The sequence below is a fragment of the Paraburkholderia sp. J11-2 genome, assembly GCF_905220185.1.
Lineage (GTDB): Bacteria > Pseudomonadota > Gammaproteobacteria > Burkholderiales > Burkholderiaceae > Paraburkholderia.
Map to the genome: position 1 here is coordinate 94170 of NZ_CAJMYY010000027.1, position 23483 is coordinate 117652.

Sequence of the window (23483 nt, forward strand, 5' to 3'; positions counted from 1 at the left end):
CTGACGTTCGCGTGCGCCGGGCACCGCGCACGCGCGCAGCGCGCGCGTTGGTGTATGTTGGCGCCATACCGTAGCCGCCTTCCATGACGGCCCAGGTGCGGAGGACGCTTTGCCCGAAGTCTCGCCCAACCCCGGCGCAGTCCGCGCGCGAGTGTCGCGTTTGCTCGTGCTGCTGCTCGTGGCGCTGATTCCGATCGTGCTGTGTGTGGCGCTCGGGCGCTACGAGGCCGAGCGTATTGCGCGGCGCGAGGCGACGCTCGCTTCCACGTTCATCGTCGGGCAGGTCGTCTCGATCGTCGAGACAGCGCAGAGCGCGGCCCACACGCTCGCGCCGCGCGCGGCCGAGGCATGCGAGACGCTCTCGCCGGACCTCACGCTCAAGGCCGCCGCCGTGCCTTATGTGCGCACACTCAACATCCTGTATGGCGGCCGCTTCACCTGCTCGTCTGCACTCGCGCAACACTCGATTCCCGCCAACGGCGTGCTCAACGGCTATGTGCCGCCCTCGAACGGCGAATGGCTCAGGATCGTCAACGACACGCCGATGGTGCGCAACCGCCCCTCGCTGCTGGTTGGCGTAGCGGGCGAAGCGGGGCGCGCCGTCGTGGCCGTGGTGGACGTGCAGTATCTGCTGGACCTGCTGCATGGCGCCGCGCCGCTCACGGTATTTCGCCAGGCCGAGTTGAGCGTGGGCGAGGGCACCGTGTTGCGCGAAGCCATGGCGCTCGTGAACGTGCGCGGCGCGCCGTTGCTGGCCGACGTGCAAAAGCGCATGTCGGGCACCACGATCGACCTGAAGATCTATGGGCGGCCCGAGCGCATCAACGAAGCGTGGGGCGCTCTGCTGCTGCGCTATCTGCCATGGGCGGCCGCGCTCTCCGCGCTGCTCGTATGGCTCGTGCGGCGTTTGCAGCAAAACGGGCGGTCGCGCCGCGATCAACTGCTGAGGGGCATGCGCGCGAACGAATTCCACGTCGAATACCAGCCGCTCTACGGCGTGGCGACGCAGCGGTGCGAGGGCGTGGAGGCGTTGCTGCGCTGGGTGCGGCCAGGCCAGGGTGCGACGCGCCCGGACGAGTTCATCCAGGCGGCTGAAGAAGAGCACGTGATCGTGCCGCTCACGCAGCATCTGCTGAAGCTCATCGCGCGCGACGTCGCGGCGTGGGACATCGCGCCGGGCTTTCACCTCGGGGTCAATTTCGCGCCCGAGCATTTGTCGGGCGAGCAGCTCGTGAGCGACGTGCGGCGGCTGCGCACGGCCGTGGCGCAGCGCGGCGCGACGATCACGGTGGAAATTACCGAACGCACGCTGGTGTGCAATACCGAGCAGGCGCGCAACAGCCTCTTGACCTTGCGGCACGAGGGCGTCAACGTCGCTATCGACGACTTTGGCACCGGGTATTGCTCGCTCTCGTATCTCGAGAAATTTCCATTCGATATCCTGAAGATCGATCGGGGCTTCGTGCTCACGATCGATCCGGAAGGCAAGAAGGCGGCGGTGCTCGACGCCATCATCGACCTTGCGCATAGCCTGGGGGCGCGGCTCGTGGCGGAAGGCGTGGAAACCCAGGTGCAACGCGACTATCTGTGTGCGCGCGGCGTCACATACATACAGGGCTTTTTCTACGCGAAGCCCATGCGCTCGGAGGCGTTCATGCGCTGGTATCGCGCGAACGGGGCGCATATGGCGCCCGATCCGCATATGACGGCGGGTGCGTAGGGCTCAGGCGAGGTGCCCGCAGGTGCATTCCCGCTGGGGTGATTTGCTTAGCGCGAAACATCGGTTCTGGGAGCCCGTGTATGCCGGTAGCATCGACGGTTCGATGGCTGCGCCGTGTGGGTGCATGCCCAAAGCCAACACGGATTAGCCGAACATGACTCGCCCCATGCATCCTGCAACCTGGTCACGCCGCCATTTTCTCGCCACGCTGGGCGCGACGCTCGCCGGCGCTGCGCTGCCCGCCACCGCATTCGCGAAATATCAGCCCGACCAGTTCCGCATCGGCTACCAGAAGGCCGCGAGCACGCTCGTGCTGCTCAAGGCGAACGGCACGCTGGAAACGCGCCTCGCGCCGCTCGGCATCAAGGTGTCATGGACCGAGTTCCCGGCCGGCCCGCAATTGCTCGAAGGCCTGAACGTGGGCGCAATCGACTTTGGTTACGTGGGCGAAGCGCCACCCGTGTTTGCTCAGGCCGCGGGCGCGGATTTCGTCTACACGGCGTACGAACTGCCCACGCCGCACGCAGAGGGCGTGGTCGTGGCAAAGCAGTCGCCGATCCAGGACGTGGCTGGGCTGAAGGGCAAGAAAATCGGCCTGAATCGCGGCTCGGACGTGCATTGGTTTCTCGTCGCGCTGCTGCAAAAGCACGGCCTTTCCATCGCCGACGTGCAACCCGTATTCCTCGCACCCGCCGACGCGCGCGCGGCGCTGCAAAGCGGCGCCATCGACGCCTGGGCGATCTGGGACCCGTTCCTCGCCGCCGTCGAAGCGCAGGATGGCGCGCGCCTCGTCGCCGATGCCAGCGGCGTGGCGAGTCATCACCAGTTCTTCTTGAGCCAGCGCGAATTCGCGCAGAACCGCAAGGACGCCCTCGCGATCGCGCTGGACGAACTCGGCAAGACGGGGCAGTGGGTGCGCGCCAACACGGCGGCAGCGGCCGCGAAGCTCTCGCCGATCCAGGGGCTGGATGCGGCGACGATCCAGACCGGCCTCACGCACTACGCGCATGAATACCGGCCTATCGACGCCGCCGTGATCGCGCAGCAGCAGAAGATCGCGGACACGTTCTACGAGCTGAAGATCATTCCGCGCCGCGTGGTGACGAAGGACGCCGTGCTCGCGTAACGCCTGCGGGCACGGTCGCCTTCCGGGAGCGCTTGGCGCTAAGTGCTTAGTGCGACGACCAGCCCTTGTAGCTGCCCACGTTGTCGCGCGTGACGAGCTGAGGCGTCATTTCGATCATCGGGTTGGCGGGCTTCTTGCCGTTCATGATGTCGTAGCCCACCTGCACGGCCGTTTGCGCCATCTTGTACGGGTCCTGGCTTGCCGAAGCCTGCACGAGCGTGTCGGTCTTGAGCGCCGTTTCGATATCGGGCGCGCCATCCACCGAGGTGATCACGATGTTGGTGCGGTGCAGTTGCTTCGCGGCGAGGTCGCTGCCAATGGCCTGCGGATCGTTGATGGCGAACACGCCGTCAAGCTTCGGAAAGCGCGTGAGATAGCCCTGCATCACATTCATGCCGCCTTCGCGCGAGCCTTTGGCGTCCTGGTCGTCGGAGAGAATCTTGATGCCCGGCGCCTTGGCGAGCACCTGCTTGCAGCCGTTCACGCGGTCGATCACGGCCGAGACCTGCGGGCCGTTCTGGATGATCACATTACCCTTGCCGTTGAGCTTCTTTTCGAGGTATTCGCACGAAATCGCCCCGGCCTTCACGTTGTCTGTTTGTACGGTCGCGTTGGCGCCCGCGGCGCTCACGTCCACCGCCATCACCACGATGCCGGCCGCCTGGGCCTTCTTCACCGCCGGTTCGATCGCCTTCGGATCGGTCGCGTTCAGGAGGATCATGTCCACGTGCGCCGAAATGAAGTTGTCGATCTGCGTGAACTGCTTGTTGAGGTCGTAGTCGGCGGAAACGGCCGTGACCTTGGCGCTCGGGTTGATCTCCTTGGCCTTCGCCTGCGCACCCTGCACGATCGTCACGAAGTAGGGATTGCCGAGCGAACCCACGGTAATGCCGATCGACTTGAGCTGCTTGTCGGCGGCATGCGCGCCCTGCAGTGCGAAGCCAAATGTGAGGGCGGCAGCGGCGAGAACGGCTTTTTTCTTGAACATGAGATTGTCTCCTGAGGGGGCCTGCTTGGGTCCTGTTTGAGTGCTTTCCCGGCGAGCGCAGCAGGACCGCCTGCGCTCGCGCCTGTTTCTGTCCGTTGACGGATTCAGTGGCTCACGTGCGGGCCGAGCCACGCTGGCGGTAGCGGTCCAGCGCCACGGCGCCGACGATCACGAGGCCCTTGATGATGTACTGCCAGATGTCCGAGACGCCGAGCAGCACGAGCCCATTGGTCAGGACTGCGATGATGAGCGCGCCGATCAGCGTGCCGATAATCGAGCCTACGCCGCCCACGAAGCTCGTGCCGCCCAGAATGACCGCGGCGATCGCATCGAGTTCATAGGACTGGCCCAGTTGCAGGCCGTTGGCCGCGTAGAGCCGGGCGGCGGACATCACCGCGCCAAGACCCGCGAGCAGACCCGAGATGGCATAGACGAACATCTCGATGCCCCACACCTTGATGCCGGAGAGGCGCGCCGCTTCCGGGTTGCCGCCCACCGAGTAGATGCGCAGGCCGAGCACCGTGCGGCGCAGTACGAACCACGAGCCGGCCACCACGACGAGCGCGATGATCACGAGCCAGGGCACGCCGAGCACCGTGCCGTTGCCGATGAATGCGAACGAGAGCTGCGGGTTGAAGATCGTCGTGTCGTGGCCCATGAGGCGCGCAATGCCGCGCACCGCCGTGAGCGAGCCGAGCGTGACGATGAACGGCGGCAGGCGCAGGAGCGAGATGAGCGCGCCGTTGATGAGGCCGAAGCCGAGCCCCACCGCGAGCGCCATGGGCACGCCGAGCCAGCCCCAGCCCGCGATGTTCGAGCCGATCATCGCGGCCATGGCCGCGGCGGCCAGCACGGAACCCACCGAGAGGTCGATGCCGCCCGTGAGAATCACGAAGGTCATGCCGGCGGCCAGCACGATGTTGATCGACGCCTGCTGCGTGACGATCGAAAGATTCTCCAGCGTGAAGAAGCCATCGGTGAGCACACCGAAGCCGATACACAGCAGCACCAGCACCGGCAGCATGCCAGCCGTGCGCACGAGCGACTTCATGCGCTGGCGGTGGCCGTCGACCGCGACGCTGCGTGCGGGTTGAGCGCCTTGTGCGGGCTGCGTGGGCGAGGCCGCGACACCGTGCCGGGGAAGAATGCTTTTCATGTCGTACTCCTGAGGGACGTATCTTGCGTATGCGGTGAAGGTCAAGCGGCTTCGCCGAGCGGTTGCTGCGAGCCGGTGGCGAGTTCTATGATCGCTTGCTGGGTGATCGGCTTACCCGTATAGCCGCCAAGCTCCCCGGCGAATTCGCCTTCACGCATGACGAGCACGCGATCGGCCACGCCGATGATCTCGGGCAGTTCGCTCGAAATCACGATGATGCCCACGCCGGTTTTGGCGAGGTCGTTGATGATGCGGTAGATCTCGGACTTCGCGCCAATATCGACGCCGCGCGTGGGCTCGTCGAGAATCAGCACGCGCGGCTTCGTTTCCAGCAGCCGCGACAGCAGCACCTTCTGCTGGTTGCCGCCCGAGAGCGCGCCCACGTTCACGCGCGAGTTCGGCACGCGAATGGAGAGCGAGCGGATGGCTTCCTTCGCGCGCTCGCCGCCGCGCGCGAGGTCGAGCACGCCCATGCGCGCGTCGCGCCCGGCCACGGCCACGTTGATGTTGTCGCGCACGCTCATGTCGAGAAAGAGGCCTTGATGCTTGCGGTCCTCGGTCAGATACACGAGGCCCGCGTTGATCGCATCGCGCGGCGTGTGCACATGGAGCGTCTTGCCGTCGATGGCGATCTCGCCACGCACGCGCGGCTCCGCGCCGAAGATCAGGCGTGCAAGCTCGGTGCGGCCCGCGCCGACGAGGCCGGCAATGCCCAGCACTTCGCCCGCGTGCAGGTCGAGGCTGCAGCCGCGCACGCGCTTGTCGTCGGCCACGTCGCGCACGGTGAGCACGGCCTTGCCCGGATCGTAGGGGGCATGCGCCTTTTTGTAGAAGCCCGAAATATCGCGGCCCACCATCATGCTCACGAGGCTTTCCGCGTTGAGCGCGTCGCGCATGAGCGTGCCCACGTAGGTGCCGTCGCGCAGCACGGACACGCGGTCCGACAGTTCGTAGATCTCAGCCATGCGGTGACTGATGTAGATGATCGCCAGCCCTTCGTCGCGAAGCTGGTTGATCAGCTTGAAGAGACGTTCCGTTTCGCGCGAGGACAGCGGCGTGGTGGGCTCGTCCATCACGATGATGCGGGCGTCGCTATGCACGGCGCGCGCGATCTCCACGAGCTGGCGCTCGGCGATGGAAAGCGAGCCGACCAGCGTGGTGGGCCCGAAGCTCGCGCCGAGGCGCTTGAGCACGTCTTCGCAACCACGCTCCATGGCGCGGCGGTCGACGGTGCCGAAGCGGCGGCCGCCTTTGCGCAGCTCGCGGCCCGCATGAATGTTCTCCGCGACCGAGAGATTGGGCGCGAGGCTCAGCTCCTGATAGATCACCGCCACGCCCAGTTCGCGCGAGGCGTGTGGCCCATCGATCACGACCGGTTTGCCTTCGATGAGAATCTCGCCGCCGGGATCGGCCTGATAGGCGCCGGAGAGAATCTTCATCAACGTGGACTTGCCTGCGCCGTTCTCGCCCATGAGCGAGTGGACCTCGCCGGGAAAGACGGTGAGGCGCACGTTGTCGAGCGCGCGTACGCCCGGAAACGTTTTGCTGATGCCCCGCATTTCCAGCAGCGGCGGCGTGGACTCAGAGGGCGACATGGCTCTCCTCCTGCGCTTGAGCGTAAGTTTGTGCGCCGGCGCCCATGAGGATGCCCGCGCGCGGCGAAAAGTTGAAAAACATGGGCAGCGTGGCCGCGCCGAGCGCGCCCGCATCGGGTCCGAAGGTGCCGCGCACGAGGGCGGGTGTGCCGCGCGCCTCAGGCGCGGTGGCCGCCACCGCGAGGCGCAGGCGCTGCATGAGCGTGTCGATGAGGCCCGCGTCCACGTCGGCGTCGAGCACTACGGCGGGCACGTCGAGCACGCAGAAGGCGGAACGCAGCGCGGGGGCGAGCGCATCGATGCAGTCGTCGAGCCATTCCTGCACGCCGGGGTGGCCGCGCGCGATGCAGGCTTCGAGATCGGCGCGGCTGTCGATCGTCTCGCCGCAATACTGCAGGTGACGCCGCAGCGCGATGAGCGACGCGCGCGAAAGCAGGATGTCCCATTGGCCTGCAGGCTTGTGCGCGGAGGGCAGGCGGCTCGGCGGCACGGGCATCACCGCGAAGTCGCCCGCGTTGCCGGTGAGGCCGCGCACACAGTCGCCGTCGATGGCGATGCCGCCGCCAATGGCCGGGCCGAGAAACAGATAGAGGAAGTCGTCGCGCTGGCGCCCGCAGCCGTAGAAAATCTCGGCGATCGCGGCTGCGTTGCCGTCGTTTTCGCTGAACACGGGCAGCGCCGTGGCGCGCGCGAGTTCGCCCGCGAAGTCCACGTCGTTCCACACGCGGAAGGTGTCGGTGGGCAGGCCCAGCTCGCGCAGCCAGCTGCCGAGGTTGTACGGCTGCGCCACGCCAATGCCGGCCAGGCGGCTGCGCTCCTCGGTCGTCAGTAACCCTAATAGTTCGGCGATGTCTCGCTGCACGATTTCTTGCGCGACCGAGGGTTGCGGCAGCAGCATGTCGCGCGAGCGGCGCTCGATCATCTGACCCGCGAAATCGACGAGGACGGTTTCGATGTTGGTCCGGTCGAGCCGCACGCCGATAGCGAACGCGCCACGCGGCGAGAGGCGCAGGAGCGAGGCGGGCTGGCCGCGCTGACCGTCGCGGCGGCCGCTCACCTCGATCAGGCCATTGGCCGTGAGCGACGTGATGATGGTGCCGACCGCCGTGCTCGTGAGATTCGCGAGACGCGCGAGATCGGCCTTCGACGCCTCGCCCGCGCGACGCAGCGCCTGCAGCAGCAGGCGTTCGTTGAAGCGGCGGACGTTGGCGGAATTGCTGCCCTGACCGACATGCGGACTTCTCACTTGTCTCCTCCTGTCGACCCGGAGTTAGTGCTTCAGCACTGACTCCGGTCCCATGCAAAGCTCCCATGCAAAAGCTGAAGGGAGTGTCGGCGTTCGGGGTATCCGTCGCTGACTAAATAAATCAAGTTGATTTATTTAATGCCAGAAATCGGGGGCTGTCAGCCTGGGGAAATCCCGTTAAGGGTAATGGGGTGCGATGCGGCGGGCCGGCGCGATGCGCGGCCGTCCGATGCAAAAGCTTAGGAGACTTTGGGAAGGAAGGGGAAGAAGCGGGGAACGAGCAGTTGGCGTGCCCGCGCGCGTTCGTTTAGCTGTGCGGCGCGCGGGCAGCGGTGAGGAGGGACAGGCGCGAGCGCTACGAGGACTGAGCTTCACCCGCATCGCGACAGCCAAACCACCGGCGCAAAGCACGCGGCGCCTTCGTGCTTTCTGCGCTATCGGCCACCTCACGCCACCAGCGCTCGCCGCGATGCGGCTGCGCCAGATCGAACCGTTCTCCCATGCGCGGCGTGGAGAGCGTCACGCCGCGCGCGAGCGCGAGGCCGGTTACGCGCTCGAACGGATCCTGCCAGCGATGCATCGCCAGATCGAATGTGCCGTTATGAATCGGCACGAGCCAGTCGCCGCGCAAATCCACGTGCGCCTGCACCGTTTCCTCGGGCTGCATGTGGACGTACGGCCAGTGCGGGTCGTACGCCCCCGTCTCGATGAACGTCGCGTCGAACGGGCCAAGGCGCTCACCAATCGTGCGAAAGCCGTCGAAGTAGCCGGTGTCGCCGCTGAAGAACACGCGCAGGTTGGCGTCGGCGATCACCCATGAAGCCCACAGCGTGCTGTTGCCGTCGAACAGGCTGCGCCCCGAGAAGTGCTGCGCCGGCGTAGCGGTGAATTCAATGCCCTCGACGCTCGCGCCTTGCCACCAGTCGAACTGGCGCACCTTCGCCCCGTCGATTCCCCAATCGATGAGCCGGTCGCCCACGCCAAGCGGCGTGAGAAAGACGCCCGTCGTCGCGGCGAGCGCGAGTACGGTTTCGCGGTCGAGGTGGTCGTAGTGGTCGTGCGAGAGGATCACGCCGCGCAACGGCGGCAGGTCGGCCAGCGCGATGGGCGGCGCGTGAAAGCGCTTCGGCCCGAGGTTCTGAAACGGCGAGGCGCGCTCGGCGAACACGGGGTCGGTGAGCCAGTAGTGGCCGCGCAGCTTGAAGAGCAGCGTGGAATGGCCAAGCCGGTAGACGCTGCGGTCGGGCGCGGCGGCGAGTTGCTCGCGCGTGAGCGTTTGCACGGGCAGCGCGCCGGCGGGCATGGTGCCGCCCGGCTTATGAAAGATCATGTTCCACATGATCTTCAGCGTCTTGCCAAGGCCCTCGGCCGGACGCGGACGCACGTTGCGAAAGCGCTCGCCGTCATGTTGCGGCGAAGTGTGCGAGAGCTCGCGGCCGCGTTGTGCGGCACTCAGGCCCAAGGTACGGCTCAGCGATGCGAAAGGCGAGGTCATGGCGGCGGCTGCCTCTGGGAGCGTTAAGTAGACTACACAGTGTAGTTTAAACTGGCAAAAAGTAAACTATGTGGTGTAAGATTTTGAAATGGATTGCACCCCAGCCACCCCTCAGCGCCTGACCGACCGCAAGCGCGCCGCCATTGTCGCGGCGGCCATCGACGAATTCCTGACCTCGGGCTTCGACGCCACGAGCATGGACCGTATTGCCGCGCGCGCGAGCGTCTCGAAGCGCACGGTCTACAACCATTTCCCAAGCAAGGAGGCGCTGTTCGCGTCGATCCTGTGCCAGCTCTGGGACGCGAGCGCGACCGCCGACGCGCCGGCCTATCGCGCGGGCGAGCCGCTGCGCGCGCAGCTCATCGAATTGCTGATGCGCAAGCTGCGGCTCCTGAACGACGAGGCGTTTTTCAAGCTCGCGCGCGTGGCGATCGCCGCGGGCATCCACTCGCCCGAACGCGCGCGCGACATGGTGGCCCGCATTGGCGAGCGCGAAGAGGACCTCACGATCTGGGTGCGCGCCGCCGCCGCCGATGGCCGCCTGAAGGCGGCCGACCCGGCGTTCGCCGCGCAGCAACTGCAAGGCGTCGTGAAGGCATTCGCCTTCTGGCCGCAGGTCGCGATGGGCCAGCCGCCGCTCGACGAGGCGCAGCAGCGCCAGGTTGCCGAATCGTCCGCCGATCTCTTCCTCGCGCGCTACGCGTGAGCGCCTGCAGGCGTGCACGGCCCCGACGCCCGCCGGTTCTTCTGGCATAGACTCTTGCCTTTCAGGATCGCAGGCTGACCGGGAGGACACCTTCATGCCATTCATGCTGCTCATCGCCGAACCGCGAGGCCAGCGCGATACGCGCGCGCAATCCGAAGGCGAGGCGCTCTACGCGCGCATGGTCGCGTTCGCGGATCAACTCGCCGTCGAGGGCAAGCTGATCGACGCGCACGCGCTTACCGCCGACGCGAACGGCGCCCGCGTGCAGGTGCGCGAAGGCCGTACGAGCATCGTCGACGGTCCGTTCGCCGAAGCGAAGGAGATGATCGGCGGCTTTTTCCTCGTCGATTGCGCCACGCGCGACGAGGCGCTCGCCATCGCGCAGCGCTGTCCCGCGGCGCAATGGGCGAGCATTGAAGTGCGTGAAACCGGGCCGTGCTTCCGCTGAAGCGGCGTCTTCCCAGGTAGTTTCCCCAGGCACGTAATAAATTTCGCTGTCCGTTGTCGATTTCCGTGGGCGCCGCGCGTCGTGTTCATGAGCGCCCCCACGGGGGCCTTCGACCATTCCCGAACGTCACATTCAGGAGAAGACAATGCGATTCATGATCATGGTGCGCGCCAACGCGTTGACCGAAGCGGGCGAGCCGCCCGACGACGTGGAAATATTCGCCGAGATGGCCCGCTATCACGAAGAACTGGCGAAGGCGGGCGTGCTGCTCGACGCCTCGGGCCTGCAGCCAAGCTCTCGCGGCTTTCGCGTGCACTACACGAACGGCAAACCCACGATCGTCGATGGCCCGTTCGCCGAGACGAAGGAGCTGATTGCCGGCTATACGCTGATCCAGGTGCGCTCGCGCGACGAAGCGATCGAATGGGCGCGCCGCTTCCCGTCTCCCTTCGGCCGCGCTGAATGTGAGGTCGAAGTGCGGCAGCTCTACGAACTCGACGAATTTCCGGCGTGCGAGGGCGTGGAGAGTTTTCGCCAGCTTCAGCAACAACGTAAGTCATCCTGAGCATTTTCATCGATCACTGCGAGAACACACTCATGCATAAGCACATCTTCGTCAATCTGGGCGTGCGCGATCTCAAGCGCTCGATGGACTTCTTCGGCCAGCTCGGCTTCACGTTCGACCCGAAATTCACCAACGACCAGGCCGCCTGCATGGTGCTGGGCGAAAACATCTACGCCATGCTGCTCACCACCGGCTTCATGCGCAATTTCACCGACAAGGCGCTCGTCGACGCCCGCGAAAGCACCGAGGTGCTGACGTGCCTCTCGTGCGTGTCGCGTGAGGAAGTGGACACGCTCGTGGACAAGGCGCTTGCGGCGGGCGGCACGTCGAAGCGTCCGCCGATGGAAAACGGCACCGACATGTACGGCCGCAGTTTCGAAGACCCCGACGGCCATATCTGGGAGCTGATGTATATGTCGCCGGCCGCGATTGAAAAGGGCGCGCACGGTTCGTGACCGGGCGAGGCGACAAGCGGGACGCATTCGCCGCCACGCGCCGCGCGGTCGAGGCCGTGTGGCGCATCGAGTCGGCGAAGGTGATCGCCCACGCCGCGCGCATTGTGCGCGACGTGGGCGTGGCCGAGGAAATCGCGCAGGACGCGTTCGTCGTCGCGCTCGAAAGCTGGCCTGCGAGCGGCATTCCCGAGAACCCCGGAGCGTGGCTCATGACCGCCGCGAAACATCGCGCGCTCGACCGGCTGCGTCGCGCGGCTTCGCATGCCCGCGCGCACGAGGCGATGGGCGCGGATCTCGAAGCGCTCGAAGCGCACTTCGCACCCGACTTCGTCGAAGCGCTCGACGCCGCGCGCGAGGACGAAATCGGCGACGATCTGCTGCGGCTCGTGTTCGTAGCGTGCCATCCGGTGCTGCCGAAGGAAGGACGCGCGGCGCTCACGCTGCGCTTGCTCGGCGGCCTCACCACGGCGGAGATCGCGCGCGCGTTTCTCGTGCCGGAGGCGACCGTCGCGCAGCGCATCGTGCGGGCCAAGCGCACGCTCGCGGCCGCGAAGGTCCCGTTCGAAGTGCCGCGGCTTGCCGACCTCGAACCGCGGCTTGCTTCGGTGTTCGAAGTGATTTACCTGATCTTCAACGAAGGCTATGCGGCCACGGCAGGCGCGGACTGGACACGGCCCGCGCTGTGCGAAGAAGCGCTGCGGCTTGGCCGCATGCTGGCGGAACTCGTTCCGCTCGAGGGCGAGGCGCACGGTCTCGTTGCGCTGATGGAACTGCAGGCTTCGCGCTTGCCCGCGCGCGTGGACCGCGCAGGGCGCGCCGTGCTGCTCGCCGATCAGGACCGCGGCCGGTGGGACGCGCTATTGATCCGGCGCGGACTCGCCGCGATTGCGCGCGGTGCGGCTTGCGCGGCTGCGCCGGGCCCCTACGCCCTGCAGGCTGCGCTGGCGGCGTGCCATGCGCGCGCGCCGAGTGCGGCGGCGACCGACTGGGCGCAAATCGTTTCGATCTATGACGCGCTTTTGCAACTCGACGCCTCGCCCGTCGTGCGCCTGAATCGCGCGGTGGCGGTGGGCATGGCGCAAGGGCCGCAGGCGGCGCTCGACCTTGTCGATGCGCTGTGCGCAGAGCCCGCGCTGCGCCACTATCCGTGGCTGCCGGCCACGCGCGGCGACTTGCTCGACAAGCTCGGGCGCCGTGCGGAGGCGCGCACGGAATTCGAGCGCGCGGCCGCGCTCACGCAAAACGCGCGCGACCGCGAAGTGCTGCTGGCAAGGGCGCTGGCGTGCGCGCCGCGCAGATAGAACACGAGCCGCTGAGCGGCAATTCCCTGCTCGTCTGAAATTTCGGGGCACAACGCTTGCTACCTGTGCGCGCGGACCCACTCTCTGCGCGCGGCCGGCCGCGCAAGCTTGCAATGATTTCAAAAACGACGATTCTGGCGGTTTCGTGCTCGGCCTTGCTGGGCACGGCATGTGTGCATCTCGGCCCGACGCGCTTGCGCGCGGATCAGGTCGACTACGCAAGAGCGTTAGGTGATGCAAAAAAGCGCGAAATTCTCGCGGCGGTGGTTGGATTGCGTTACGGCGATGCGCCCGCCTTCCTCACGGTGAGTTCGATCATCGCGGCGTATCAATTCGACTCGACGGCGGGCGCGACCGGCAATATCGGCTCGGGCTCGGAACCGAACTATGCGCTGGCGACCGGCAGCGTCTCCTGGTCGAATCGCCCGACCTTCACATTCTCGCCGACCACGGGCGAAGCGTTCGCGTCCGCCTACATCCGTCCGCTTGCGCCGGAACTGATCATGCCGCTCGCCGAAGGCGGCATGCCGGTCGATCTCCTGTTGCGCATCAGCGCGCAATCGATCGGCGGGCTGCAGAACGGTAGCGCGCTGGGTGGAGACGGCAGCGCGGGCTCGGCCGGGTTCTTCCAGTTGCTGCAGGCACTGCGTCGCCTGCAACTGGCCGGCGAGCTGAACGTGGAGTCGCGTAACGAGAACGGCAGGAACAGCGTGTTTCTCGCGCTCGGCGCGACGAACAGCGCGCAGTCGCCGCAGGTTTCGGCGGACCTTGCGCGCGTGCGCGAACTGCTCCATCTCGCGGCCGACACGCGCACCTACGAGATTGTCTACGGCCCCTCGGCGCAGGGCGGCAACCGCATTCCGATGGTCACGCGCTCGGTGCTCGGCATCCTCACGAATATCGGCGCCCAGGTTCAGGTGCCGGACGCCCAGGTGCAGAGCGGCGCGACGAAGCCGACCGTTGGACTGATCGGCGGCGAAACGCGTCCGATTATCGTCGTGCATCAGGGGCCGAAGGCGCCGGCGGATGCCTATGTGGCGATCGACTACGACGGCACGGCGTACTGGGTCGAGCGCGCCGACTTCGATTCGAAATATGCGTTCACGGTGCTGCAAAACCTCATGGCGCTCGCGGAAGCCGACACGAGCAGCAAGGCGCCGGTCGTGACGATTCCCGCGAACTAGGTCAAGGCCGCCCCGTCATGCAAAGCGCTTGCGCGCGAACATCGCAAGGTCGATGCGGCTTTCGCCTTGCGTAATCCGCTCGGCGAGCGCCTCGCCGATCGCGCTGGCGAACTTGAAGCCGTGCCCGGAAAAGCCGGTCGCGACGTGCACGTGCGGGCAGGTGGGCACCCGGTCGATGATGAAATGCTCGTCCGGCGTCATGTCGTATTCGCATGCGCGGCCCACGCGCAGCTTGCCCGCGCCAGGTAAATAGCGTTCCAGAAAGGCCTGGAGATCGCCGAGGTCAGACGGCTGCGCACCGAATGGCGCGAGCGGGGCGTCGGCCGCCACGGGCTCGCCGCCATCGTGCCGGCCCAGTTTCAGGCCGCTGCCGTCGAGATCGGGGAAGCCGTAATAGGCCCCCACTTCAGAGGCGACGGAAAAGCCCGGAAAGCGCTCCGGCGCAAAGAGGCCGGGCTCGCCCTCGAACCACGCAAAGCTCTTGCGCACGCGCGCAACCGGAACCTCGAGGCCCAGCGGGGCGAGCAAGCCGCGAGTCGATTTGCCGGCGCATACGATCAGGTCGCGCGCGGTGAACTTCTCGTTCTTGTCGGTCCAGACGTTGACGCTCTCGCGCCCATGGCACTCGATGCGTGCAACACGCGTATTCGTGCCGAGCGTTGCGCCGAGCGCGGTCGCGAGCTGGCGGTAAGCGCTGATCGCGCGCTCGCAATACAGCACGCCCGCGCCGGGTTCGAAGCTCGCGATCTGCTCCGGCCTGAGGCGCCATGCTGGCCAGCGCCGGCTGGCCGTGGCTGCGTCGAGCGTTTCGAGCGCAATGTCGTAGCGGGCCGCGCTCGCCTGCACCTCGCGCAGAAACGCGTCGCCGGGCGAGCCGATATTGACGACGCCCGTGCGCACGAACAGGGCCGTTTGCGCGTGCTGCTCGAGGTCTTCCCAAAGCTGCTGGGCGCGCAAGGCGAGCGGCACGTAGGCGGCGCCTTCGCCGTAGGCGTGGCGGATGAGGCGCGTGGCGCCGTGATGCGCGCCCTGATCGTGAGGCGGATCGCCGGCGTCGAGCAGCAGCACCTTGTTGCCGAGGCGGCTCAGATAGTAGCCGGCGGCCATCCCCATCGAGCCTGCGCCAACGATGATCGTGTCGAAATGTCGATTGCTTACGTTTGTGTCCTGCATGTGTGCCCTGTGCGCGCCAAGGCGCGCGAACGTCTGCGCGCCCGGCCCCGCACATCGGGACCGCGCGCACGTAAAGGGCATTTATTGTCGGCGCTTCGCCCGCACCTGTCGAGCGAGGCCGCGCGCGCCGGATCAGACCCGCTCGTGCGGCGGCAAACTGAGCAGGGCGTCGCGTTCGAGCCGGTCGAGCAGGTCGACGATGCGCTTGCGCTGGGTCGCAACGAGATCGTAGGTTTCGGCCACGGCTCGCAGGCGCTTGCGCCAGTAGGCGTAGTCGAAGCCGCTCACCGCAGCGTCGCCGTGGTGGGTGTAGTACTGGACCATGCGCTCGACGTGGTCGAGTTGCGTGTCTGCCAGCGCTGCGGGCAGTAGCCCCGTGATCTTCGGAGGCACGTGTTTGGCCAGGATGCTCATTTTCTTTTTGGGTTCTCTCAGGTCGCCATGGTGGCTGCACGGCCCGAATCGGTGCGTTCCTGGCATATGAAATGCCGCGCACGGCTTGCCTCTCCCCCGGCAGGCATTGCCATGCGGAACGCAGGAATCCGGTCCATCAGACGGGCCAGCCGCCGCAGGAGCAGGCAGACGTGTCTCGCTGTAGCGCAAATGTAGCGCGCTCGGCGGGGGCTGCTTGACCTTGCGTCTCAATTTTCGGCGCGGTGGCGTTTTCGCCACACCGCATTCAGGCCCGCGCGCGCCGCCTGCGCGGCCCCGTGGACATGCGCGTGACCAGCTCCGGCGGCGGCCCGAGCACCATGGGCGGCTGCTGCTCCGGTTCTGCGATCAGCCGGATCAGGCTGCGGATCGACAGTTCGGCCACGGCCTCGGTCTGGATCGCGACCGTGGTGAGCGCGGGGCGCATCTGATGGGCGAGCTGAATGTCGGTGATGCCGATCACGGACACATCATCGGGCACGGCGCGCCCCATGCTGACGAGCGCCTGAATCGCGCCGATCGCGAGCAGGTCGTTGGTCGCGAAGATCGCGCTCACATTCGGGTGCTGCGCCAGCAATGTGTGGCAGGCCGCGTAGCCGGAGTCGATCGAGTCGCGCACCTGCATCTGCGCCACGCTTGCGGGATTCACGCCGCCTTCGCGCAAGGCCGTTCGGAATCCTTCCGAACGCGCGTCCTGCAAGCCGCCGCAGCCGTCGCCGATCAGCATGGCGATATTCCGGTGTCCCAACTCAAGCAGATGCTGCGCGGCGAGCGCACCGGCGCGCGCGAAGTCCACGGCCACGCACGGCAGCACGGGCGGATTTTCGGGGTGCTCCCACATCGCCAGCAGAATAGGGCCGTTGTGCATGGCCGAAATGCACAGCTCGTTCATGGCGATGTCGGTGTTCATCACGAGCACGCCATCCGCGAAGGTGCCCGCAATCTGGTTCAGGTAGGCACGGCCGATTTGCGCGTCGTCGTCGGTGTTGCAGACCATGAGGAAGTGACCTGCCTTGCGCGCGGCGCGCTCGGCCGCGAGCACGAACTCGGGGTAGAACGGGTTGGAGATGTTCGAGAGCATGAGCGCGAGCGTGGAGGAGCGGCCCTGCGCCAGCGCGCGCGCATTGAGGTTGGGGCGGTAGCCCAGTTCGGCGATGGCCTGCAGCACGCGCTCGGCTGTCTCGGGGCGGACTTTCTCGCGGTTGCGCAGCACGTTCGAGACGGTCGCCGCGGTAACGCGAGCGCGGCGCGCGACTTCTGACAAGGTGACCATGGAGGACCTTTCCCACATTCAGGGAAGATGATTCAAATGTTGCAATGCTGCGGCCGGGTTTGCTACTTTTCTCCCACAACATCAACGGAGACAACGAATGCGCGAGTATGCCGGATTCGAATTTAAGCGGTTAAATGCCCGCTGTGCAAGGGCTGCGTGCTGTTTTCAGCAGAAAAATTTAAGCGCTTAAATTTCGAGGCGAGAACATGGCGACGATACAGCTCTCGGGCGTCGGCAAACGCTACGGCGATCATCCTCCGGTGGTCCGGCGCGTCGATCTCGACATCGGGCATCACGAGTTTTGTGTGTTCCTTGGGCCTTCCGGCTGCGGCAAGTCCACGCTGCTGCGCATGATCGCGGGTCTCGAGGAATTGAGCGAAGGCGAATTGCGCATCGGCTCGCGCGTGGTGACGGACGTGCCCGCCGCCGAGCGCGGCGTGGCGATGGTGTTTCAGAGCTACGCGCTCTTTCCGCACATGACGGTGTTCGACAACATCGCGTTCGGCCTGAAGATCGCGAAGGTGCCGAAGGCCGAGATCGAGCGCCGCGTGCGCGACGCCGCGCGCAGCCTGCAACTGGAGGCGCTGCTCGACCGGCATCCCAAGGCGCTGTCCGGCGGGCAGCGGCAGCGCGTTGCGATTGGCCGCGCGATCGTGCGCGAGCCCGGCGTGTTCCTGTTCGACGAGCCGCTTTCCAACCTCGATGCCGCATTGCGCAGCCACACGCGTGTGGAGATCGCGCGCCTGCACCAGCGTTTCACAGACGCGAGCGTGGTGTATGTCACGCACGACCAGGTCGAGGCGATGACGCTTGCCGACCGCATCGTGCTGCTGCACGCGGGCGCCGACATGGAGCGCCACGGCAGCGTGGCGCAAAGCGGCGCGCCGCTCGATCTCTATCACCATCCGAAGTCGCGCTTCGTGGCCGGGTTCATCGGCTCGCCGCGCATGAACTTCATCGATGCGACCGTCGAAACGGTGGACGAGGAGGGCGTGCGCATCGCGCTCAACGGCGGAGAGACACTGCTCGCCTGCGTGGACGGCCGCGCATTGCAGCGCGGCCAGCCCGTCACGCTGGGCGTGCGTCCCGAACATCTGCGGCTGACCGGCGACGATCAATCGATTGCGTGCGCAACGGTCCTTGCCGAGCGCCTGGGCGAACATAGCTATCTGCACGCGGATCATGCGGCGGGCACACTGGTCGCCAAAGCGCCGGGCGATTCGCTCATTGGCGTGGGCGAGCGCATCCGCGTACACGTGCCGCCGCAAGCGTGCCATCTGTTCGACGCAGAAGGCGTTGCACTACCCCGGCTTGCGATAGCGCACGCGCCGGCGCTGGCCTGATTTCGTTATACCCCGCCGGCAGAGCGGGTTACCAGGTCTGGCGGCGCGAGTGCCGTCAGTCGACAAAGGCAGTCCAACAGCAAGTTGGATGGATCGACCCAGGAGACAACAGATGTTTTCTAATCGCTTGAAAACGTTCGGTTCGCTGGCCCGCGCCTCGGCGGCCGTTGCGATCGTTGCGGCGACCGCGTTCACGAGCATGGCCGCCAACGCCGGGACGCTAACCGTCAACGTCTCGGCGCGCGCGAACCAGCGCTCGACATGGCAAGACGCCTTCGACAAGTTCCAGAAGGCCAACCCCGACGTGACACTCAAGGTGTCCTATATAACGGAGGAGGCCTACAAGGTCCAAATGGGCGGCTGGCTCGCGACCGATCCGCCCGACGTGGTGTCGTGGCACGACGGCGAGCGCATGGCCTATTACGCCGAGCGCGGCCTGCTGGAAGACCTGTCGCCGGACTGGGCCAAGAACGGCTGGAACGAGCAGTACGCGTCGGTGAAGAGCGCGTCCACGTGGAACGGCAAGCAGTACGCCGCGCCGCTCGGCTATGACGCCTATGGCTTCTTCTACCGCAAGGACCTGTTCGCCAAGGCTGGCATCAAGTCAGAGCCGAAGACCTTCGACGAATTGCTGGAAAGCTGCAAGAAGCTCAACGCCATTGGCGTGCAGCCCATTGCCGTAGCCGCGCGCGATAGCTGGACGCTGGCGGCCTGGTTCGACTATCTGGACCTGCGCATCAACGGCAACGAGTTCCATCAACAGTTGATGGCCGGTCAGATTCCCTATACCGACCCGCGCGTGAAGAAGGTGTACACCACGTGGAAGACGATGATGGACAACCATTGCTTCATGGAGAACGCGCTTTCATACGACGTGGATTCGATCGCGCCGGTGCTCGTGAACGGCAAGGCGGCGATGATGCTGATGGGCACGTTCTTCTCGGCCAGCTTCCCGGCGAACATGAAGCAGGACGTGGGCTTCTTCCGCTTCCCGATCATCGACGCCAATGTGCCGACGGCCGAAGACGGTCCCGTGAACGTGCTGCTGATTCCTGCGAAGGCTAAAAACAAGGCCGACGCGCGCCGGCTGCTGGCCTTCATGGAAACGCCCGCGATCAACGCCGAACTCGCGCACGGCTGGGGCCAGTTGCCTTCGAACAACAAGGCCGCGGAGCCTGACGATCCCATCTCCAAGGTGGGCTTCCAGACGCTCGCGAGCACGCGCGGCGGCATTGCGCAGTTCTACGACCGCGACATGCAAAAGGAAATGGCCGACGAAGGCATGAAGGCCATGCAGCAGTTCTATAGCGACCCGTCGCAGCTCGACACGCTGCTTGCGCGCCTCGAAACGACGCGCCAGCGCATTTACCACAAGTAAAGCCGTGGTGCGGCCGGCCCGCTGGCCGCACCTTCTGCAATCTCCGGCGAGACTTCACCATGTCCGATACCCTGGCGCGCCCCATTGGGGCGGCGCGGCCACGTCGCGTCTCTACTGTGCGGCGGCAACAGAATCGCGCCGCGCTGTTCTTCCTGCTGCCGGGCTGCGCGCTCTTTACGCTGTGCGTGATCTACCCGATTTTCAGCAGCATTACGCTGAGCTTCTATAACTGGGACGGCATGACCGCGAAGACGTTTGTCGGCCTTGCCAACTACGTCGAGCTGTTCCAGACCGACACGTTCTATACCGCGCTCAAGAACAACCTGCTGTGGCTCGTGCTGTTCCTGCTCGCGCCGCCGCTCGGTCTCGTGTTCGCGCTGTATCTGAACCAGCACGTGCGCGGCATACGCGCGGTGAAGTCGCTGTTCTTCGCGCCGTTCGTGCTCTCGGGCGTGGTGGTGGGCCTCGTGTTCTCGTGGTTCTACGACCCGACCTTCGGTCTCCTGAAGATGATCGTCGGGCACGGCATACCTGTGCTCGGCGACCCGAAGCTCGTGACGTTCGGCATCATCTTCGCCGCGCTGTGGCCGCAAACGCCGTTCTGCATGATTCTGTATCTCACGGGCCTCACGGGCATCAACCCGGAGGTCGTGGAAGCCGCGCGCATGGAAGGCGCGAAAGGCTGGCGGCTCTTTTGGCACGTGGTGCTCCCGCAGCTCCGCCCGGCCACCTTCATGGCCATCGTGCTCACGGTGATCGGCGCGCTGCGCAGCTTCGACCTCATCGCGGTGATGAGCGGTGGTGGCCCGTTCGACAGCTCCACCGTGCTCGCGTACTTCATGTACGACCAGGCGATCAAGTATTACCGCGAAGGCTACTCGGCGTCGATTGCCGTCGTGCTGTTCGCCATCATGCTCGTTTATATCGTGTTCCATTTGCGCCGCATGCTGCGCGAAGAACGCTGATTTTCACGGAGTTGCCGCTTATGTATCCGCTTCCCGTCGATCGCTGGAAACCCGCGAATCGCGCGCTCTACAAGATCTCGCTGCCGATTGCGCTCGTGCTCTGGCTGTTGCCCATGCTCGCGGTGCTCGTCACGTCGATCCGCTCTACAGAAGAATTGCAGCAGGGCGACTATTGGGGCTGGCCGAAGCACTTCGCCCTGCTGGAAAACTACGGCGCGGCGCTCACGCAAACGCCCATGCTGCATTACTTCGCGAATAGCGTGCTGATTACGGTGCCTTCGGTGATCGGCGCCATCGCGCTGGCCTCGATGGCGGGCTTCGCGCTCTCCACGTATCGGTTTCGCGGTAACACGGCGGTGTTGTTCGCCTTCGTCGCGGGTAATTTCGTGCCGATCCAGATCCTCATGATTCCGGTGCGCGACATGGCGCTGCGCGTGGGGCTTTACAACACCGTGTGGGCGCTCATCATTTTTCACGTGTCGTTCCAGACCGGATTTTGCACGCTGTTCCTGCGCAATTTCATCAAGCAGTTGCCGTTCGAGTTGATCGAGGCCGCGCGCGTGGAAGGCGCGAGCGAATGGGCGATCTACTGGCGCATCGTCATGCCGCTCGTGCGGCCCGCGCTCGCGGCACTCGGCATTCTCGTGTTCACGTTCGTCTGGAACGACTACTTCTGGGCGCTGTGTCTCACGCAAGGCGACGACGCCGCGCCGATCACAGTGGGCGTGGCCGCGCTCAAGGGGCAGTGGACCACGGCGTGGAATCTCGTGGCGGCGGGCTCGGTGCTCGCGGCGCTGCCTTCGGTGCTGATGTTCTTCGCCATGCAGAAACATTTTGTCGCGGGGCTTACCTTCGGCGCGAGCAAGGGCTGATCGGGACTTGCCGCAGCCGAAGGCCCTTTTTCATCTAATTCGTTATCCCGACGTTATTCCGAGGCGGATTGTCACTCATGCAAATCGGTGTTTGCTACTACCCCGAACAATGGCCGCGCACGATGTGGGCCGACGACGCGCGCCGCATGGCCGAATTCGGCATCACGCACGTGCGCATTGGCGAATTCGCGTGGAGCCGCATGGAACCGCGCGCGGGCGTGTATAAATGGACCTGGCTCGACGACGCGATCGAAACGCTCGCGGCGCGCGGCCTGAAGATCGTGCTTGGCACGCCCACGGCATCGCCGCCGAAGTGGCTCGTCGATGCGACGCCCGACATGCTTCCCGTGCGCGCGGACGGCACGCCATGGAACTACGGCTCGCGCCGCCACTACGACATTGCGAGCGAGCCGTATCGCGCGCATTGCGTGCGCATTACCGAGGCGATGGCGCAGCGCTACGGCGCGCATCCGGCGGTGGTTGCATGGCAGACCGACAACGAGCTGGGCTGCCACGACACCGTGCCGAGCTGGTCGAACGCCGCACAGCGCCGCTTCCAGACGTGGCTCGCAAAGCGCTACGGCACGATCGAATCGCTCAACGAAGCATGGGGCAACGTGTTCTGGAGCATGGAGTACCCGTCGTTCGAAGCGGTGGGGCTGCCGGTACGCACGCCGACCGACGCCAACCCGGCGCACCATCTGGATTTTCGCCGCTACATGTCCGACGAAGTCGCGAGCTTTCATTGCGAGCAGGCGGAGGTGCTGCGCCGCTACGCGCCGAACGCGGATGTACTGCACAACTTCATGGGCTTTTTCACGACCTTCGATCACTACCGGTTTGCTGCGGACAAGGCCATTGACGTGGCGACGTGGGACAGCTATCCAATCGCGCGTACCGAAGTGATCGGGCTGCCGGAAGCGGAGAAGGCCCGCTATGCACGCACCGCGCACCCCGATGTCTCCTCGTTCGACCACGACCGTTACCGCACGATTGGCGGCGGACGCTTCTGGGTGATGGAGCAGCAGGCGGGGCCGGTGAACTGGGCGCCCTGGAATCCGGTGCCGGCGCCTGGCATGGTGCGCCTGTGGGCCTATGAAGCGTTCGCGCACGGCGCCGAACTTGTTTCGTATTTCCGCTGGCGGCAGTGCCCGTATGCGCAGGAACAGATGCATTCGGGCCTCAATCTGCCGAATAACGAGCTGTCTCCGGGCGGCCGCGAGGTGGAGCAGGCCGCGCGCGAGATCGCGGCGAACGATGCGTTGCGCACGCTTGCGCCGGCGGGGCGCGCACAGGTGGCGCTCGTGTTCGACTACGAAACGCAGTGGATGTTCGAGATCCAGCGCCACGGCGCGAGCTTCGACTATCAAACGCTCGCGTTCGACTACTACAGCGCGCTGCGCGAACTCGGCCTCGATGTCGAAATCGTCTCGCGGCATGCAGATCTCTCGGCGTACCGGCTCGTGGTGGTGCCGTCGCTGGCGGTGATCGACGACAGCTTCGTCGATCAGATCGAGCGCAGCGACGGCCTCTGGGTGTTCGGGCCGCGCAGCGGTTCGAAGACCGCGCACTTCGCCATTCCCGGCGAATTGCCGCCCGGCGCATTGCAGCGCGTGCTGCCCTTGCAGGTGCTCGAGGCCGAATCGCTGCGGCCAACGCTCGCGCCCGCGCTCACGGTAGGCGGCGTGCAGGGTGCGGCCGTGCATTGGCGGGACCACGTGCGCGCGAACGCAGCTACGCGCATTCAGGCGCAATTCGAAGACGGCTGGCCCGCCTTGCTCTCACATGGGCGCGTGCGTTACGCCGCCGCGTGGTTCACGCGCGAACTGCATCTCGCCATGCTCGACGAAGCTGCGCGCGGCGCGGGCCTCGCAACGCAGCGTTTGCCGGAGGGGATGCGAGTGAGCCGGCGCGGCGGATTATGTTTCGCCTTCAACTTTGGCGAGCAACGGGCGCAGGCTCCGGCCCCCGAAGGGGCACAGTTCGTGCTGGGCGCGCGTGAGCTTGCGCGAGGCGACGTGTGCGCGTGGCGAGAAGGCTAGGCCACGCGAGCGTGTTCCGC

Annotated in this window: 21 protein-coding genes; 13 read left to right on the forward strand and 8 right to left on the reverse strand. The window is 65.8% G+C overall.

Going from position 1 to position 23483, the window contains the following annotated elements; all coding sequences use genetic code 11:
* The first annotated feature begins 109 nt into the window (after positions 1-109).
* Together U5A57_RS31420 and U5A57_RS31425 are read left to right on the forward strand one after the other, a co-directional pair.
* A complete protein-coding gene (locus tag U5A57_RS31420) occupies positions 110-1720 on the forward strand; it encodes an EAL domain-containing protein (RefSeq protein WP_321915572.1) in 1611 nt (536 codons plus the stop codon).
* Between the two features lie 154 nt (positions 1721-1874).
* Positions 1875-2846: a sulfonate ABC transporter substrate-binding protein gene (locus U5A57_RS31425; RefSeq protein WP_321915573.1), complete on the forward strand. Its 972-nt coding sequence runs from the start codon at positions 1875-1877 to the stop codon at positions 2844-2846.
* Between the two features lie 46 nt (positions 2847-2892).
* Here the strand turns inward: U5A57_RS31425 and U5A57_RS31430 are convergent, their stop codons facing one another.
* From U5A57_RS31430 to U5A57_RS31450, 5 genes are all read right to left on the reverse strand, one after another.
* On the reverse strand, positions 2893-3834 hold the full coding sequence (locus U5A57_RS31430) for an ABC transporter substrate-binding protein (RefSeq protein ID WP_321915574.1): 942 nt from the start codon (positions 3832-3834) through the stop codon (positions 2893-2895).
* Between the two features lie 112 nt (positions 3835-3946).
* Positions 3947-4990, reverse strand: coding sequence for an ABC transporter permease subunit (locus U5A57_RS31435; protein WP_321915575.1), 1044 nt, complete (start codon positions 4988-4990; stop codon positions 3947-3949).
* A 41-nt stretch (positions 4991-5031) separates the two neighbouring features.
* The gene (locus tag U5A57_RS31440) at positions 5032-6585 is read right to left on the reverse strand and encodes a sugar ABC transporter ATP-binding protein (RefSeq protein WP_321915576.1); all 1554 of its coding nucleotides are present in this window, start codon (positions 6583-6585) and stop codon (positions 5032-5034) included.
* On the reverse strand, positions 6572-7831 hold the full coding sequence (locus U5A57_RS31445) for an ROK family transcriptional regulator (protein ID WP_158762746.1): 1260 nt from the start codon (positions 7829-7831) through the stop codon (positions 6572-6574). Before U5A57_RS31445 ends, U5A57_RS31440 begins: the two co-directional genes overlap by 14 nt.
* Positions 7832-8186: 355 nt before the next feature.
* Positions 8187-9326, reverse strand: coding sequence for an MBL fold metallo-hydrolase (locus U5A57_RS31450; protein ID WP_321915577.1), 1140 nt, complete (start codon positions 9324-9326; stop codon positions 8187-8189).
* An 88-nt stretch (positions 9327-9414) separates the two neighbouring features.
* Between U5A57_RS31450 and U5A57_RS31455 the strand changes: the two genes are divergently transcribed.
* From U5A57_RS31455 to U5A57_RS31480, 6 genes are all read left to right on the forward strand, one after another.
* A complete protein-coding gene (locus tag U5A57_RS31455) occupies positions 9415-10032 on the forward strand; it encodes a TetR/AcrR family transcriptional regulator (protein WP_321915578.1) in 618 nt (205 codons plus the stop codon).
* A 94-nt stretch (positions 10033-10126) separates the two neighbouring features.
* Positions 10127-10480, forward strand: a complete 354-nt coding sequence (locus U5A57_RS31460) for a YciI family protein (RefSeq protein ID WP_321915579.1) — start codon at positions 10127-10129, stop codon at positions 10478-10480.
* Positions 10481-10625: 145 nt separating this feature from the next.
* Positions 10626-11045 carry a YciI family protein gene (locus U5A57_RS31465; RefSeq protein WP_321915580.1) on the forward strand — a complete coding sequence of 140 codons (420 nt, stop codon included), beginning with the start codon at positions 10626-10628 and terminating at the stop codon, positions 11043-11045.
* 32 nt (positions 11046-11077) lie between these two features.
* Positions 11078-11500 (forward strand): VOC family protein, encoded by a 423-nt coding sequence (locus tag U5A57_RS31470; protein WP_321915581.1) that lies wholly within the window; start codon positions 11078-11080, stop codon positions 11498-11500.
* Positions 11497-12801 (forward strand): RNA polymerase sigma factor, encoded by a 1305-nt coding sequence (locus U5A57_RS31475; RefSeq protein ID WP_321915582.1) that lies wholly within the window; start codon positions 11497-11499, stop codon positions 12799-12801. Before U5A57_RS31470 ends, U5A57_RS31475 begins: the two co-directional genes overlap by 4 nt.
* A gap of 113 nt (positions 12802-12914) precedes the next feature.
* Positions 12915-13985, forward strand: coding sequence for a hypothetical protein (locus U5A57_RS31480; RefSeq protein WP_321915583.1), 1071 nt, complete (start codon positions 12915-12917; stop codon positions 13983-13985).
* A gap of 15 nt (positions 13986-14000) precedes the next feature.
* On the opposite strand, the gene solA is transcribed toward U5A57_RS31480, so the two are convergent.
* From solA to U5A57_RS31495, 3 genes are all read right to left on the reverse strand, one after another.
* Positions 14001-15158 (reverse strand): N-methyl-L-tryptophan oxidase, encoded by a 1158-nt coding sequence (gene solA, locus U5A57_RS31485; RefSeq protein ID WP_321915584.1) that lies wholly within the window; start codon positions 15156-15158, stop codon positions 14001-14003.
* A gap of 132 nt (positions 15159-15290) precedes the next feature.
* A complete protein-coding gene (locus U5A57_RS31490; protein ID WP_321915585.1) occupies positions 15291-15572 on the reverse strand; it encodes a hypothetical protein in 282 nt (93 codons plus the stop codon).
* A gap of 265 nt (positions 15573-15837) precedes the next feature.
* Positions 15838-16863, reverse strand: coding sequence for a LacI family DNA-binding transcriptional regulator (locus tag U5A57_RS31495; RefSeq protein ID WP_321915586.1), 1026 nt, complete (start codon positions 16861-16863; stop codon positions 15838-15840).
* A gap of 206 nt (positions 16864-17069) precedes the next feature.
* On the opposite strand from U5A57_RS31495, the gene U5A57_RS31500 reads away from it, so the two are divergent.
* The 5 genes from U5A57_RS31500 to U5A57_RS31520 all read left to right on the forward strand — a co-directional run bounded on the left by U5A57_RS31500 (position 17070) and on the right by U5A57_RS31520 (position 23463).
* On the forward strand, positions 17070-18206 hold the full coding sequence (locus U5A57_RS31500) for a sn-glycerol-3-phosphate ABC transporter ATP-binding protein UgpC (RefSeq protein ID WP_321915587.1): 1137 nt from the start codon (positions 17070-17072) through the stop codon (positions 18204-18206).
* Between the two features lie 112 nt (positions 18207-18318).
* Positions 18319-19584, forward strand: coding sequence for an ABC transporter substrate-binding protein (locus U5A57_RS31505; RefSeq protein WP_321915588.1), 1266 nt, complete (start codon positions 18319-18321; stop codon positions 19582-19584).
* Between the two features lie 59 nt (positions 19585-19643).
* Entirely contained in the window at positions 19644-20549 is a 906-nt protein-coding gene (locus U5A57_RS31510) for a sugar ABC transporter permease (RefSeq protein ID WP_321915589.1), read from the forward strand.
* Between the two features lie 20 nt (positions 20550-20569).
* Positions 20570-21421, forward strand: a complete 852-nt coding sequence (locus U5A57_RS31515) for a carbohydrate ABC transporter permease (RefSeq protein ID WP_321915590.1) — start codon at positions 20570-20572, stop codon at positions 21419-21421.
* Between the two features lie 77 nt (positions 21422-21498).
* Complete coding sequence (locus U5A57_RS31520; RefSeq protein ID WP_321915591.1) at positions 21499-23463, forward strand: beta-galactosidase; 1965 nt, start codon at positions 21499-21501, stop codon at positions 23461-23463.
* Positions 23464-23483: the final 20 nt, after the last annotated feature.

Bases quoted from the DNA above. Each gene is read 5' to 3' on its own strand.
- U5A57_RS31425 (WP_321915573.1), top strand. From the start codon at position 1,875: ATGACTCGCCCCATGCATCCTGCAACCTGGTCACGCCGCCATTTTCTC.
- U5A57_RS31430 (WP_321915574.1), bottom strand. From the start codon at position 3,834: ATGTTCAAGAAAAAAGCCGTTCTCGCCGCTGCCGCCCTCACATTTGGC.
- U5A57_RS31435 (WP_321915575.1), bottom strand. From the start codon at position 4,990: ATGAAAAGCATTCTTCCCCGGCACGGTGTCGCGGCCTCGCCCACGCAG.
- U5A57_RS31440 (WP_321915576.1), bottom strand. From the start codon at position 6,585: ATGTCGCCCTCTGAGTCCACGCCGCCGCTGCTGGAAATGCGGGGCATC.
- U5A57_RS31450 (WP_321915577.1), bottom strand. From the start codon at position 9,326: ATGACCTCGCCTTTCGCATCGCTGAGCCGTACCTTGGGCCTGAGTGCC.
- U5A57_RS31455 (WP_321915578.1), top strand. From the start codon at position 9,415: ATGGATTGCACCCCAGCCACCCCTCAGCGCCTGACCGACCGCAAGCGC.
- U5A57_RS31460 (WP_321915579.1), top strand. From the start codon at position 10,127: ATGCCATTCATGCTGCTCATCGCCGAACCGCGAGGCCAGCGCGATACG.
- U5A57_RS31465 (WP_321915580.1), top strand. From the start codon at position 10,626: ATGCGATTCATGATCATGGTGCGCGCCAACGCGTTGACCGAAGCGGGC.
- U5A57_RS31470 (WP_321915581.1), top strand. From the start codon at position 11,078: ATGCATAAGCACATCTTCGTCAATCTGGGCGTGCGCGATCTCAAGCGC.
- U5A57_RS31480 (WP_321915583.1), top strand. From the start codon at position 12,915: ATGATTTCAAAAACGACGATTCTGGCGGTTTCGTGCTCGGCCTTGCTG.
- solA (WP_321915584.1), bottom strand. From the start codon at position 15,158: ATGCAGGACACAAACGTAAGCAATCGACATTTCGACACGATCATCGTT.
- U5A57_RS31490 (WP_321915585.1), bottom strand. From the start codon at position 15,572: ATGAGCATCCTGGCCAAACACGTGCCTCCGAAGATCACGGGGCTACTG.
- U5A57_RS31495 (WP_321915586.1), bottom strand. From the start codon at position 16,863: ATGGTCACCTTGTCAGAAGTCGCGCGCCGCGCTCGCGTTACCGCGGCG.
- U5A57_RS31500 (WP_321915587.1), top strand. From the start codon at position 17,070: ATGGCGACGATACAGCTCTCGGGCGTCGGCAAACGCTACGGCGATCAT.
- U5A57_RS31505 (WP_321915588.1), top strand. From the start codon at position 18,319: ATGTTTTCTAATCGCTTGAAAACGTTCGGTTCGCTGGCCCGCGCCTCG.
- U5A57_RS31510 (WP_321915589.1), top strand. From the start codon at position 19,644: ATGTCCGATACCCTGGCGCGCCCCATTGGGGCGGCGCGGCCACGTCGC.
- U5A57_RS31515 (WP_321915590.1), top strand. From the start codon at position 20,570: ATGTATCCGCTTCCCGTCGATCGCTGGAAACCCGCGAATCGCGCGCTC.
- U5A57_RS31520 (WP_321915591.1), top strand. From the start codon at position 21,499: ATGCAAATCGGTGTTTGCTACTACCCCGAACAATGGCCGCGCACGATG.